This is a genomic window from Frankia sp. KB5, assembly GCF_002099325.1.
Taxonomy (GTDB): Bacteria; Actinomycetota; Actinomycetes; order Frankiales; family Frankiaceae; genus Frankia; species Frankia casuarinae.
This window is the reverse complement of sequence record NZ_MRUJ01000157.1, coordinates 1-13,373: the sequence shown is the minus strand read 5'-3', so window position 1 is coordinate 13,373 and position 13,373 is coordinate 1. Positions and strand designations below refer to the sequence as shown.

Genomic DNA, 13,373 nt, shown 5'->3' with positions numbered 1-13,373 from the left:
GACCTGTGGTGGTCCGGCACGATCTCCAACCACGGTGGCAACATCCAGGTGCTCTCCGCCCCGGACGACGGCTGGCCACTGTGGGTCTCCGACGTGCGGCCCGGCCGCGAGCACGACTCGACCGCCCTGAAAGCCTCCGGGGCGCTGCCGGTTCTCGCCGAGTGGACCGCCGACCTGCACGAGGTGCTGTTCGACCTCGGCTACGAAGGGCTGGGCAACCCGGCCGGGYCGCTCGCGACCGCGTACAAGAAGCCCAAGGGCGGCACCCTCACCGACGRACAGAAAGCGCACAACCGGATCCACAACGCGCTACGCGCCGTCGGTGAACGCGCGAACGCCCTGCTCAAAGGCACCTTCCGACTCCTCCACAACATCACGATCGACCCCTGGAAGATCGGACTTGTCGTGAAAGCCGCCCTCGTCATYCTCCACACCGAGCACCGCAGAACCGCCTGACACCCAACACACCAACACACCATTGCGATCACGTCACGTGACGAATCGTTACCGGGAAAGGCTCAGTGATGCGAGCCATCAGCGCGGCGCTGTCGACCGGCATCTCGCTGGTCTCGGATCCGGATGACATGGATGCGCCTTCGAGCGAGAACTCCTGGACTCCGGGTTCCGATCGGATGAGAAGGTCGTCGCCGGTCCCGAGCGACGTGACGGTGGGCCCCGGAAGCCAGAGCTGCCATCCGTGGGGCGGCCTGGGCCAAGATGGGTCTGGAACCCAACCTGGTGGGGGAGTCCAGCCTTCGGGGKGTGTGGGCCAGCCTGGCGGTGGGTTGAACCGCATGGTCACTGCCCACGCTGCCTGATGCCGCGGGAGGCGTCGGCGGGCTTGAGAGTGAACGGCGAAGGGGACAGCGCCGCGCCGAGGTACTCGAGGGTCTTCTGAGGGACGATCTCGTCCTGGTCGAGCCGGAACTTGCGGAACGTTGCGCGGTCTGCAGCGACGATCGCGAGCGGGATGGTCTCCGGAAGCCCGGTCGCAGGCGAGATCCGGTCGACCCCGACCGTCAGGGCAATCGAGTGGATCTTTCCTTGGCGGTCGGCGCCGAAGACGTCGTGCAGCGTGCGTACGGCGGTCTGGAAGACGGCGCTCGCGTAGCGGTCCTTCTGGACCGTCGCCGGCAGCTTGGTCGACGAGATCTCGTCCTTCCTCGGGGCGTACTTGTACTCCTTGACCGAGGGGACTGCGGATGGTTCAGGGACAGCGGCTGCCAGACGCAGCTCCCTGCTGGAGAGATCGAACTCGTAGTCGTGAGTGACTGGAAATGCATCCGGGTAGGCGGAGTTCGACAGGACGATCCCGACGTACTCGCGGATCGCCGCCTCGACGTCGAAGGCGAGATCATTGATCAGTCTGGTGAGTCCCCGGTTCCGCTCGTCGGCGTCGGCGTCTCTCCGACGACACGCTTCGACGTGGACCGCCCGCGCCGCGGCGAGCTTCGCCAGGCGAGCATCCTCGGCACGCTGCCGCTGCTCCAGAGCGGAGACATGCGCCGTCCGTATCGCTGACACCTGTTCCCGCCACCGCCGCAGCGCCTGCTCGTGCGTGGTCTGAGCTTGAGCGATCGCCTGGGCATGTTTTTTCTTCGCCCCGAATAGGACTCCCGGTACTTGCGGCTCCTGGTAGACGGGTTCCGCCGGGTACACAGGAGCAGCAACGGGCGGTGTCGGGACTGCGAGAGCACCGGGCTCGAACGGTGGATGCACGACGGTCGTGACTTTCAAGGCCTCGAGATCAACATAGCTGTCGACCAGGAGCGCCGTGGCCAGAATGCCGTCGATCTCTTCGAATGTGCTCGCGAGATCGGCATTCAGCGACCCGACCTCGCTCAATCGCGCCGCGACGTACAGCAGGCCTGCTTCCTTCAGCAAGCGGGCCTGTTCTTTCGTGGACGCCTTGGCCGCCGCGGYGGCTGCGCGCTCAGCGGCCCGAGCCTTCTGCGCGGCTTCCTTTTCAGCGGCAAGGAGTGCACGGTGGGCCGCAGCCCTCTGCTGCCGCTGCCGCTTCTCGGCCTGCGCTGCCTGGTACTGCAACTCGGCGAATAGCCCCCGCCGCGTGGCCACCGGCACCCCCTCCGAACCAGGAACAACCTTGCGCTCAGCTACCGTATCCTCACGTCCCGACGATTTCTCGCGGTCACGACAGATCGAGGCTGGTTATCCCGCGAGGCTCCGGTGGACGCCGCCGCCCCTTCCGGCCCCGGACCGCCGCGTCTCCAGCACGCGTTGGAATCCGGACAGTTCAGCGGGTCAACCGTCTTCGTAGCGGCCGGCATCTGGACAGTGCTGGCGCGCTGCCCCTTGAGCACGGCGGGCCCGTCAGTGTCCTTGAAGACGGGAGGGCATCGACGGGTGCTGACAAGGAAGCCTGCCCAGATGGTCGTTGATCAGGCAGCATGCGAACCATCGACGGCGGACCGGCCCTCCGGGTGACGCCCCTACTCGGTGATCTTCCTGGCCTCCGAGTGGAACATTCGAACTTCGCGGGCTCGGCGGACAGGTTGAGCTCGCCGGACCGGGCAAGCTTGGGACGACGAGCCATCGTGGGTTGCGGAGGCTGTCCGGAGCGCAGCCACGGGGCAGATAGACCAGGGCCGTAGAGATCTGACGGTGATCTGACAGAAGTTGCATACGCAACAACAGTCAGATCACCGTCAGATCATCTTCTGGCTGATGTGGGATCCTCCGCTTAATAGCGAGACTTGCCTGCAGGTCTCCACCGGGTGCGAGACAGCTTCACCTCCCGGCACAGTGGCGATGAGATTTCTCGTGGGCCAGTTCTGGCGAGCCCTGGGGGTCCAGAGCTGTCCACCACCGTCCGCCAGGCATTGGGGGCAGATACTCGGCCCCAGCGCAGGCCCGGAACGCTGCCCAGTGGAGCTGTTCCCGAGCATGGCCGTTGCGGTGGGTCATGTCTGACCTGGCCTCGTGACGGTGCCTTCTCTCGGGCGGGGTATGGCGCGGCGGAGAAGATGTGTGGCGCGGATACGCAGCAGCCCCGCATGATCGATACCGGTGCCGGAGGGGACGGTGTCGAGTAGCTCGGCGATGACGGCCAGTTCGGCGTACCGGCCGCTCTCGGTGGAGAGCGCGTCTGCGAAGCGCGCCTGAACCTGTGCGGCGAGCGTTGGCATGAGCAAGCTGTGGCAGTAGAGGGTGGCGGCGTCGTAGCCGGAGGGTGCCAGGCCCCAGCCTTCCCAATCGATCATGCAGAGGGTGGGGCCGCAGAGGTTGGCCCAGTGCAGGTCTCCGTGCGCGGTTACCCACGGTGCGGGCGCCTCGGTGGTGATCGGTTCGCCGAGCATCCTGGGCATGACGTCGTCGAGGTAGGACTGCTCGATGGTGCGCCGGTCGGTGGAGACCGTGGCGAGGATGCGGAAGGAACGGCGCAGTGCCTGGAACCATTGCCCTTTCGGTGAGTCGGTGAGCCGCCGCGGCACGGTCGTGACGGCGAGAGGTCGGACGTGGACGCGGTCGTATAGCTCGGCGCGGTAGTCCCAGCCGTCGTGGTGATGGTCGTGGATCGCGCGTAGCGCTGGGCGTGGGATGGATGCTGGCAGCGCCTGCTGTGCGGTGCGTCCGCCGTCCCAGAACGTGGTGATCTGCTGTCCGGCTTCGGTGGCGGCGATCCGTAGCCAGCCTGGGCTGTCGGGGGTCATTACCGGTCGGCCGAGGGTTCGTCCGGCGAAGCCCCACGCTTCCTCAGCCTGGGTCCGGTCGACCGTGACCCGGAGGGCGGCGCTGGCGCGTTCGTGCGCTGCGCGCATGCGGGTGACGGTGTCTGCGTCGTTCGGCGGCGGCCACATCAGCGTGCCTGCGGCGTTAGCGCTTCGGGGAGTGCGGGAGCGCGGAGGATTGTCTCGCGCGCTGTGGCGGCGAGTACGCCCTGGGTCTCGGCATTCAGGCCGAGGCGGTTCCAGTGGAAGATCACATGGTGGCCGAGGACGTCGCGTAGCCCGCGGCGCAGGGTCCCGKCGTATGCGGCCTGGCCAAGGGCCCGACCGGCATTGTGAAAGGCGCTGGCCCAGATTCCCAGGTTGGCCAGCGGTCGGTCCGCGCCGAACAGGTCGCCTGCCGGGTCGGTGTCGGCGGTCAGCAGCCTGCGTAGAGCGGTGGCCAGCCGTTGAATTTCAGCAGCGGTGGGTGATGTTGCTGGTGGAGGGCGTAGGCGGCTGACACGGTTGAAGACGTCGCCGCGTTCGTACCAGTCCAGGCCCGCGGTGCGCAGCAGCGTGCCGATCAACAGCATCGACAGTTCGCGGCGGCCGAGAGTCGGCGGGGTCCTGCTGGTGATCTCGCTGTGGATGCGGTCGAGGACGTGCCCGCTGTCAGCGGTGAACAGCCGGTGCGCGACGTCGGTGCCGACCTCGCCGCCGAGGGCGTACTCCTCCGGCTCGTAGATCCCTTCCGCCCAGGTGGGGATCGTTCCGGCCGCGGTCAGGTCGTCGAAGGCGGAGCGGAGGGTGGCACGAAGATCCGCCACAGATTGGCCACTGGCTGGAGAGAGCCGTAGCCGCCAGTCGGGCGACTTGCGCACGAACCACCAGGAGGCGACAGCGCCGGCGGCTTGGGCGTGGCGTAGGACAGGTGCCAGGTGGGTGGCTGCGACGGTCTCTGCGTCCGCTGGCTCGGGAAACGTGACACGCACCTGGAACCAGGCAGCACCTTGGACTGCGAGCGCGGCGCGACCTGCCGCCTGGTAGGTGGCGACAGCTGCGGCGAGCTGGTCGGGAGGCAAGGCGGCATGGGCTGCCGCAGTGGGTAGCGGGATGCCGGCCAGCACCGCGAGTACGGCCTGTTCGGTGCCGATGTCTCGGCTGGGGACGGTCAGTGGATCAGCAGGCATCTGTCCCATCCGGTGGCCGGTGCGCCGGTGGCGACGCTGTGGAGGACGAGGGCGATGCCGGCGTCTCCTTCGAGGAGCCCATCAGCCCGCCCGCTGCTCGAAAGGGCGCAGAGCAGGAGGGAAGCGGCGAGTGTCGGCAGGTGGCGGCTGAGGGTGTCGGTGGTGGCGTCGGCGGCGGCGCGGGCGACGGTTTGGTAGAGGCCTGCCCATCCGTGGYACAGTCCGGCTTCGGTGAGGTGGGCGAGTTGGGTGGAGTCGGTGAGGCAGGCTGCGAGTGCCTGTTCGGCGGCGTTCTGGCGGGTGGTGTCACCGGTGGCGATGCCGGCGAGTTGGAGGGCGCGGGCGATTCCGGGGGTGCCATAGCACCAGCTCGGACGGGCGGGGCCGGGCTGGGCCGGTCTCGCGGCCTGCTGATCGGCACGGGTGATCCACTGTGGCCAGGACGGACCGCTGGGGGAGTCGTGGCGCCATTGGTCATAGAAGGCGCACAGCGCGTTGATGGCGTTGGTCTGGCCGTGGACGCGTATCCCGGCGCGTGTGGCGAGCGAGAGCAGGGCCAGTGGGCCGGCGGCGCCGTGGGCCATGCCGAGGTTGGCGTGTCCACCGGCGAATTCGGCAGTGTTGCCCTGGGACGGGTCGTGGCTGCACCACCAGCCGGGGAGTTCCTCTCCGTCGAGGTTGAGAGGTGTGGTGAGGCGGACGAGGTAGGTGAGGATGCGGCCGAGGGCGTCGTCGCCGGGGGTGTGGGCGAGGAGGTGGGCGCCAATGCCGGTGAGCCCGCTGATGACGTCGTACTCGGTGAACCGTCCCGGTTCCCCCTGGTCGATGCGGGCGTTGGCGGCGTCGACGAGGCGGTGGGCGATGGTGGCGACGGCCTGATCGAGCGCGGTGCGGGCGGCGGTGTAGCGGCGGGTCTGCCCGGCTGCGATGTGAACGGCGAAGGCGACCGCCGGGGCGCCGGCGTAGAGCGAGCTGTTCATCGCCACGCTGAGGTGGCCGGAGATGGCTGCGGTCAGCCACGCCTGGACGGGCTCCCAGCGCTCGGCGCTGGCGTGCGCTCGCTCGGCGTGCAGGAGGGCGATGCCGGCCGCTCCGTCGGCGAGCGACTGCGCAGTCTGCCCGAGTTCTCTGGGGGATGGGACGGTGAGGCGGGTGGCAAGGCTTGCTGCGGTGGCGGCGGCCTGATCGCAGGCGATCATGAGACGGTCGCTTCCGTGGTCGCGAGGGCGCGTGCGGCTGTGGCTCGGGCGAGGGCGATGCAGGTCTGTTCGGCGGCGGGGTTCAGGCCGAGGGTTCGGACGACGTGCAGGTGCAGCAGCGAGGCCAAGGCCTGGTCAGGCGGGCGCTGCGCGGCGAGGGCGTCGCGGTAGGCGGCCAGTGCTGTGGCCCGCGGCTGCCAGGCGGACAGCACGGCGTCCGCCCCGGGAACGGCCCGCAGATGAGCGAAGCTATCTGCGGGGTTGGCCAGGTGCAACGTGGTGGTGCGTTCCGCCCGTGGGACGCGGGCAGGCTCGTGGGGCAGCACGTCACGAAGCCACCGCATGCCGGTGGACAACGCGCCGGTGAAGGCGATGGCCATATCGACCAGGCCGGCGACGGTGAGCGCTCCGACGGACAGGCGGGCGCTGGCGGCGAGACGGCGGGCGGCGAGGGCAGCGGCGGAGTCGGCGGAGAAGACGCCTTCGGCGGCGGTCATCGCCGGGCCATAGCCGTAGCGGCCGGTCTCCGGTTGGTAGGTGTCGAGGTGAAGGTGCGACAGCAGTCCGGCCTCGCGCTGTACCGCAGCCCAGGTTCCCAGCCGCGTGGCCGCCAGCCCGTAGCCGCCAGGTTCGTTGACGGCGAGGCGTAGCCGCAGGTGGGGCTCGGTGTCCCGGTACGGCAGGAACCACCACGCGGGCGGGTCGGGCCACGCGTCCAAGAGGTCGTGGAGGCGGGCGAGGAGATCGGTGGCCCGGTCGGGGTGGCCGTAGAGCCGGGCCGACAGCCACGGCGACACACCGGGTAGCTGGGCATCCGACCGAGCAGCGGGCACGGTTGCCGCGAGGCGCTCCGGTGCCGGCCCCGGCAGGGGTGCGGCGGTGGTGGCCAGCGGGATGACCAGTTCGTGGGCGTGGCCGTCGAGCCAGCCGAAGGCTTCTGGAGCGGCGTCCTCGTCGAGCCGAGCGGAGCCGTGGCGGTGCAGGTGATCGCGTAGCAGGGCCAGGTGAGCCTCAACGTGCAGGTCGAGACGCAACCGGTTGTCGGTCTCGACGAGCTGGACCCGCGTGGGCACTGGGATCGTGCCGCCCCAGCGGGCCAGCGCCTCGCGCCATTCCTGCGCCGACGCGGCGCGGCCGGGCAGGTCGGCGGCTGTGAGGTGCCAGCGGGCCGGGGCGAGCACAGTGCGCCGATGGACGAGCCGGGGCAGGAACGGCAGCCCACCGGCGGTGCCCCAGGAGAAGGGGATGGAGACGGCGAGGCGTGCGGTGGGCAGCTCGCACAGGAACCGTGCCAGCGGGTGGGTGTGGTACCGGAACTCCACCGCGTGCGCGGCGGACGGCTCGACGAGACGCCGGTCGGGCAGCGACACCAGGTAAAGCCCCTCAGCGTCGGCACCGACAGCCAGATCGGCTGGACGCAGCACGCACGGACCGGCGTCGTGATGCTCGGCAAGCGTGATCACCGTGTCGGTGAGCCGCGGTGATCGGGCCACGCCGACGGTGGCTGCGGGAAGCGGCGGACAGGACACCTGCGCGGCTGTCGCGCCGGCCCGCATGGTGGGTAGGGCGGCGTAGATGTCGCGGAACCGGTCGAAGGACGCGGGGTCGAGCAGGTGCAGGAAGCGGCCAGTGGTGGTTGCGGCGGCGCGTCCGCCTCCGGTCACACGCAGGGTGAACAGGCCGCGGGACAAGGCCGGCAGGTCGTTGGCGTGGACCTCGGCGATGAGTTCGGCGTGCGGTGGAACCCGGTCCGGTGCGGTGTCGCCGGCCAGAGCCGCGATGGCGGCGTCGCCGAGGCGTGCCTCGAGCGCGCCGTCCAGGGCCGCCCGCTGCGTGAGGGCGGCCAGGCGCTGATCGCGGGCCGCGTTCCCGCGGGGGCGGTGGGAGCGTGTGGAGCCGCGGAAGGTGGCGGGCAGACCGAGGCCGGTGTCAGGGTTGACGGCTTCCAGCAGTGGGACGAGGGCGGCGGGACCGTAGCGTTCCAGGAAGGCTTCGTGCCAGTCCGCCCACTCCGGGGGAACGGCGGTCGGCCCTGTGAGCCGGGCGAGCGCCCGAGCGGCGGCCCCAGCCTCCTCGGCGACAGCCGCCGGCAGGACCACGTCCGCGTTCAACACGAGGCCTACGTCGAGGTCCGGGTCAGCGCTGGGAACAACGCGCCGTTGAAGCGCCTCTGCCTGCGTGCGCAGCGTGCGACGGTGCGAGGCGGAGCGCGTGTTGTCGTGGTGGGCGAGCAGGTCTTGTAGGTCGCGGATCACGTTGAGACGGCCGGCGAGTGGGGGCAGGTCGTCAATCCGGGCTGCGGCCAGCTGGTCGGCGACTTCACTGAGTGGATCGGTGATGGTTGTCGCCGGGCGTAGGGGCGTGTGCAGGAACCGGCGGCGGACCAACTCGATCACCATAGTCTCGATCTGGCCGGCGGCGGGAGCGGGTTTGTCGGCGGCGAGGCGAGCGACCAGCTCGGGGACGGGCAGCGAGCTGACCGCGTGGAGCAACGCCGCCTCCACAGCCCGGGTGCGGCGCACCGACACCTCGACCACCGACTCCGGCCCGGCGTCGTCGCCGGACCGGGCGACAGGGCCGATGAACAGTCGGTCGCCTCGGGCGACTGGTATTCCGTCGGCGGTGACCGGCAGCCGTCGCAGCAGCGTGTCGAACGCTTCCAGGTCGTCGGCGAGCGCGGCGAGCCAGGCGCCGCCCGGCCGGGCGCGAACCCGGTGGTCGTCGCCGAGCCGGACGCGGGCCCGCGGGCCGAAATCCGCGGGCCCGACACCGGCGAACAGGCCGAATGGAGTGGCGCGCCCGACCATCCGCAGTACGTAGCGGGCTGTCGCCGTGACAGCCCGCCGGGCGGTCCGCCGATCGTGGCACTGCCCGTCGAGGACCGATGCGACCCGCGCCGCCAGTGAAGGGCTGGCGAGTGTCATCGCGTCGGCGAACACGGGCCGTGCCCAGATGTCCCGCAGCCAATCCGTCCAGCCGGCTACTGCGCTGTCGGTGGTGTCGTCGAGGTCTGGCCATGGGGGCAGGTCGACATCGGTGGGGACCACGGCCATCCGTAGCAGCGGAACGTCAAGGCTGCGGTACATCACGCACCTCTCAGCGGCGGAGGTTCAGTTCTGCTTGCAGCTGGTGCAGGCCGACGAGCAGGTCTTGCCGCAGTTGTCGCTGGTGGAGCGCAGCAGCTCGGGGATGACGGGTCCGCCGTCGACGATCTCGACGTCTAGGTCGTAGTCGCCGGCGAGGGGGAGCGGGGCCGGGGCGGTTGTGTGGGCAGGAGTCATGGCGATGCCTTTCCTTCGGAAGGGGTGGTGAACGCGTCGCTGTGTTGGTCAGGACCAGCTCAGGACGACGATGCGGTGGCGCTTGGCGATCACCCGGCCGGGCGGAAGTGCCTCTGCCGGAGTTGTGGCCGGGTGGACGCTGATCGTGGCCGGCGACGCGTCGCGGTGGGTTCGGTTCCAGGCCTGGACCTGCGTGACGACCAGGCCGGCGAGGCGGGCGGCGTGGGGACCGTGGGCGTAGGCGCCGAACTCGTAGGTGTCGTCGCCGTCCTCGACCTTTCGCAGGGTGAGGTAGGCGAAGCTGTCCGCTTCCACGGCGGTGGGCGTGCCGATCGGGGAGACGGGGTCGACGAGCTCTCGAGCGGTCGGGGAACGGGCGCGGGAGAGCAAGCCGTAGTCGTCGAGGCTGCTGGCAAGCCACAGCAGCAGCCCGTCGAACGGTTCCATCCCGCCGAACCGCACTCCCGACCACGCCTCGACCCGCGGGGAGAGTAGCGCGGCCCGCAGTGCGGCGGCGTCGAGTTCGGGAGCCTGCTCGTCGAACCGCAGGCCCACGTCGGCATCGTGAAGCGGGACGAGGCGTTCGGGATGGGCGCCGTCGCCGCGCACGGGCACGAAGCCGGCCATCTGATGGTCGAGACTGACCAGAACGCCGTCGCGGGGGGTGAGCGCGACCGTCCGGCTCAGCCCCCGCATCCGCAGGGGAACGACGATCCGGCCGTCTGGGGCGAGCTGATCGGTCCAGGCGGGTGGGATGTCCCAGGCGCCCGCGGTGACGATGATCCGGTCGTAGGGCGCGTGCTCGGGGACGCCGTGCTCGGCGTCGGCCAGCACGACGTGGACCTGGTCGTAGCCTGCCGCTGCGAGGCAGTGGTGGGCTCGTTCGGTGACGTCGGCGTCGATGTCCATGGTCGTCACCGCACCGGTCGGGCCGACGAGTTCCGCGATCAGGGCGGCGTTGTAGCCCCCGGAGCCGACTTCGAGGACCCGCATGCCGGGGCTGATCCCGGCCTGTTCGAGCATCGTGGCCTGCAGCCAGGGAGCGGAGACCGAGCTGACGGTGATGYCGTGCTGGTCCTGCTTGGTCCGCACGATGTCGTCGGCGTAGGCGTCCTGGAGCGACACCTCGGGAGCGAACAGGTGCCGCGGCACCKCGCGGAACGCGGCCTCGACCTCCTTCGTTTTGATCGAACCCGCCGCGACGAGGTCATCCACGAGGCGGGCCCGCAGATCCTCAGCGCGTGCTTCCCCGTCGGCTCCGGGCGGTCGATGATGCCCGTGCACGTCGCTCAACACCGTTCTCCTCTCGCGATCGTCGGATGGTGGGGTCTCAGCCCCAGGTGATCAGGAGCTGGGCTGATGGTTTCGTGAGGAGCCGTCCGGCCGGCGCCGAGGCGCGGCCGGCATCGGTGGGGTAGACGCGGATGGTGGGGTCCGGGCCACCGCGCCGCTCGGCGTCCCACACGCGGACGTCGTGGGTGAGCAGGTCCGCGAGCCGGTACCGGTCGGGGCCGTACGCGACAACCCCGATCTCCACGCCGGTCCCGCCCGTCGGGGTGAAGGCCAGGAAGGCGAGGCTGTCGTCCGACCAGCAGGCAGACACCCCGGCCGACGCATCCGCAGGCAGTTCGGCTCCTGCGGATGCGTCGGTGCCGTGGAGCCGGCCGTAGGTGGGCTGCACGGTGGCCAGCCACAGGTCCAGGCTCGGCAGGTCATCTGCGGAGCCGGTCGTAGGGGGCGCGGAGCGGGAACCCGAAGTACCCGTCGTTGATCAGTGCCGTGACGTCGGTGTAGCCGGCTTTGTCCAGGCAGGCGTGGGTGCGGTGGACTACGGACTGGTCGATGTCGATGGTGGTGACGTGGCCGGTTGGCCCAGTCAGCTCAGCCAGCAGCGCCGCGGTGTAGCCACCGGAACCGATCTCCAGGATCCGCTGGCCGGGTTCGACCCGGAGCTGCTCGAGCGTCGCCGCGACGGTGGAGGGCCGCGACACYGCGCTGAGCGGTGCCCCGTAGACATCCCATTTCGTGACGACGGCGTCGTCCTTGTAGGCCTCCTCGGTGCCGGCGTCGGGCAGGAACAGGTCCCGGGGCACGGCCCTCAACGCGGCTACGACCGGGGCGGAGACGGGCTCCTTCGCCAGGACAAGGTCGACCATGGCCGTGTGCAGCAGCGCGATCGACGCCTGCGTGGAAGCAGGCATCACGCCACCTCGCCGAGCAGGTCGTCGTACTCGCCCCGCTTGACCGCACGGACGAAGTCCCCGAACGCGCCGGGGGTGGTCCGCACCGACGGGCCCAGACTCGACCTGATCAACACACGGTGCCCGTCGAGGGCGACTTCGACGGCATCGGGCACCGTCGGGTCGAGCGTGGACGGGCGCCGCCATCGTGGGACGGCCGGGACAGGCATGCCGGTGGGCGCAACAGACACGGGTTCCTCGAAACGATGCGATCGGTGTGGACGGGTGGAGCCCGCCGAACCCGGGCCGCACGACTCGGCCCAGGCCCGGCGGGAGCAGAAGCGGCGACACGACACGACCCGGGGTTCATCCGCCCTGAGCTGGTGGAACGGACGGGACCGGATCGGCGTGTTCACCGCGCGCAGCACCCATGACACACTGCGCCCAAACGGAGCAACAGAACGCAACGGCTCGTTGCGTGCATGCAACAGCTCGTTGCACCCACCTGCGAAGGCGTCGACGGGGAGGCCGAAGGTGCAAGCTGGTCAGCGAAACGACGCACTCGCCAACCTGGCCGATCTGCTGCGGACACTGCGTGATCAGCATCGGACCAACAACAGCCGGCTCGAAGCCCGCACCGGCTTCAAACGCCAGCAGATCTCTCGGGCCGTCAACGGCCAGGAGATCCCGTCCGCGGACCTCGCGGACGCGCTGGACACGGCGTTGGCCGCAGCGGGAGCCATCCGGCGATTGCGGGACGAAGCTGTCAGGGAGAAGCGGGCCCGGGACCTGGGGCTCGACCCGAGCAGGCAGGAGGAACCCGTGGACGCCAACCGTCGGCAGGCGTTCGAACTCGCCGCCGCGAGCCTCGTCGCCGCCCAGATGTACCGGGAGTGGACCTCGTCCGCCCCCGATGTGCTGACCCTCGACGAGATCGACGACGCGATCAACGCGCACACCGTCGCGTTCACCGTCGAACCGCACCAGCGGCTCGCGCCGAAGGTGTGGAAGACGTGGAAGTCGGCGCACCACCACCTGATGAACGGCAGTGGCCGGGCCCGCCCGCAGACCAGGCTCACCGTCGCCGCCGGCTACGCCTCCTACATGCTGTCGCGGCTGTCGTTCAACCTCGGAGACACCCTGGCTTCGCGCCGGTTCATCCGCCTCGCCGAAGACCACGCGAGCCAGACCGACGACGTGGTGCTGACCGCGTCGGTCGGGGAGATGGTGACGACGCTGGCGTTCTACGGCCGCCGCTACCAGGAAGCCGCCGTCTCGGCTCGGAAGACCGCGGTCGTGGCGGACAACCCGTACACCCGGGCCCGGATCGCCAGCTACGAGGCGCGGGCCCTTGGCGCGCTCGGCGACGTCGAGGGCACCCGGGCGGCGTTGAACCGGATGCGCACGTCGGTCACGGACCTGCCGCTGCAGCCCGGGATCAGCCCGTTCGGCCCGGCCGCCGCCGAGATGATGTACGCCGGGGTCCTGACCCGGATCGGCGGTGGCGTCGAGGCCGAGCCGATAGCCCGAGCCGCGCTCGCCGCCTACGAAGGAGGCCAGGCGGGCGGGTTCGAGGACTACGGCCACGCGCTGCTCGCGCTCGCGGCCAGCCTCACCGCCCGCGAACAGCCCGAGATCGACGAAGCCGCGACCATGGCCGGGAAGGTCGTCGACATGCYCGACACCCGGCCCACCGCCTCGGTCTCCGACCGGGTCGCAGAGATCGCCATAGCGTTCACCGGCCACCCCACCGTCGAACCCGTCCGTGACTTCTGGGACCGCTGGCAGGCACGCCCCCGCCTCGAACTGACCACGGGCCAGGCGTGACCATGACCCTCCACTACGGAACCCCGAC

11 protein-coding genes and 1 pseudogene are annotated in these 13,373 nt (G+C 70.2%); 2 read left to right on the top strand and 10 right to left on the bottom strand.

The features are described from left to right. Nucleotides 1–456 (top strand): annotated as a pseudogene (locus KBI5_RS15870) (IS5-like element ISFsp7 family transposase); the annotation flags it as partial. A gap of 342 nt (nt 457–798) precedes the next feature. Here KBI5_RS15870 and KBI5_RS15860 read toward each other — a convergent pair. The 10 genes from KBI5_RS15860 to KBI5_RS15820 form a co-directional block, all read right to left on the bottom strand. Continuing rightward, the gene (locus KBI5_RS15860) at nt 799–2,076 is read right to left on the bottom strand and encodes a hypothetical protein (RefSeq protein ID WP_085015679.1); all 1,278 of its coding nucleotides are present in this window, start codon (nt 2,074–2,076) and stop codon (nt 799–801) included. 845 nt (nt 2,077–2,921) lie between these two features. Next, nucleotides 2,922–3,779 carry a hypothetical protein gene (locus KBI5_RS15855; RefSeq protein WP_235187005.1) on the bottom strand — a complete coding sequence of 286 codons (858 nt, stop codon included), beginning with the start codon at nt 3,777–3,779 and terminating at the stop codon, nt 2,922–2,924. 38 nt (nt 3,780–3,817) lie between these two features. Next, the gene (locus tag KBI5_RS15850; RefSeq protein WP_085015678.1) at nt 3,818–4,858 is read right to left on the bottom strand and encodes a thiopeptide-type bacteriocin biosynthesis protein; all 1,041 of its coding nucleotides are present in this window, start codon (nt 4,856–4,858) and stop codon (nt 3,818–3,820) included. After that, the gene (locus KBI5_RS15845) at nt 4,840–6,057 is read right to left on the bottom strand and encodes a lanthionine synthetase C family protein (RefSeq protein WP_085015674.1); all 1,218 of its coding nucleotides are present in this window, start codon (nt 6,055–6,057) and stop codon (nt 4,840–4,842) included. Before KBI5_RS15845 ends, KBI5_RS15850 begins: the two co-directional genes overlap by 19 nt. Continuing rightward, nucleotides 6,054–9,143, bottom strand: a complete 3,090-nt coding sequence (locus tag KBI5_RS15840) for a lantibiotic dehydratase (protein WP_085015673.1) — start codon at nt 9,141–9,143, stop codon at nt 6,054–6,056. Before KBI5_RS15840 ends, KBI5_RS15845 begins: the two co-directional genes overlap by 4 nt. Nucleotides 9,144–9,167: 24 nt before the next feature. After that, nucleotides 9,168–9,338 (bottom strand): FxLD family lanthipeptide, encoded by a 171-nt coding sequence (locus tag KBI5_RS15835; RefSeq protein ID WP_023840439.1) that lies wholly within the window; start codon nt 9,336–9,338, stop codon nt 9,168–9,170. A gap of 48 nt (nt 9,339–9,386) precedes the next feature. Continuing rightward, on the bottom strand, nt 9,387–10,568 hold the full coding sequence (fxlM, locus tag KBI5_RS15830) for a methyltransferase, FxLD system (RefSeq protein ID WP_085015677.1): 1,182 nt from the start codon (nt 10,566–10,568) through the stop codon (nt 9,387–9,389). Between the two features lie 100 nt (nt 10,569–10,668). Then, nucleotides 10,669–11,019, bottom strand: coding sequence for a hypothetical protein (locus tag KBI5_RS27945; RefSeq protein ID WP_023840441.1), 351 nt, complete (start codon nt 11,017–11,019; stop codon nt 10,669–10,671). Nucleotides 11,020–11,050: 31 nt separating this feature from the next. Beyond that, on the bottom strand, nt 11,051–11,539 hold the full coding sequence (locus tag KBI5_RS27940) for a hypothetical protein (RefSeq protein ID WP_023840442.1): 489 nt from the start codon (nt 11,537–11,539) through the stop codon (nt 11,051–11,053). Beyond that, the gene (locus KBI5_RS15820; RefSeq protein ID WP_023840443.1) at nt 11,539–11,769 is read right to left on the bottom strand and encodes a DUF397 domain-containing protein; all 231 of its coding nucleotides are present in this window, start codon (nt 11,767–11,769) and stop codon (nt 11,539–11,541) included. The genes KBI5_RS27940 and KBI5_RS15820 overlap by 1 nt, the downstream gene beginning before the upstream one ends. 34 nt (nt 11,770–11,803) lie before the next feature. Here KBI5_RS15820 and KBI5_RS15815 point away from each other — a divergent pair, with 34 nt between their 5' ends. After that, nucleotides 11,804–13,345 (top strand): hypothetical protein, encoded by a 1,542-nt coding sequence (locus KBI5_RS15815; RefSeq protein ID WP_241882949.1) that lies wholly within the window; start codon nt 11,804–11,806, stop codon nt 13,343–13,345. The last annotated feature ends 28 nt before the right edge of the window (nt 13,346–13,373 follow it).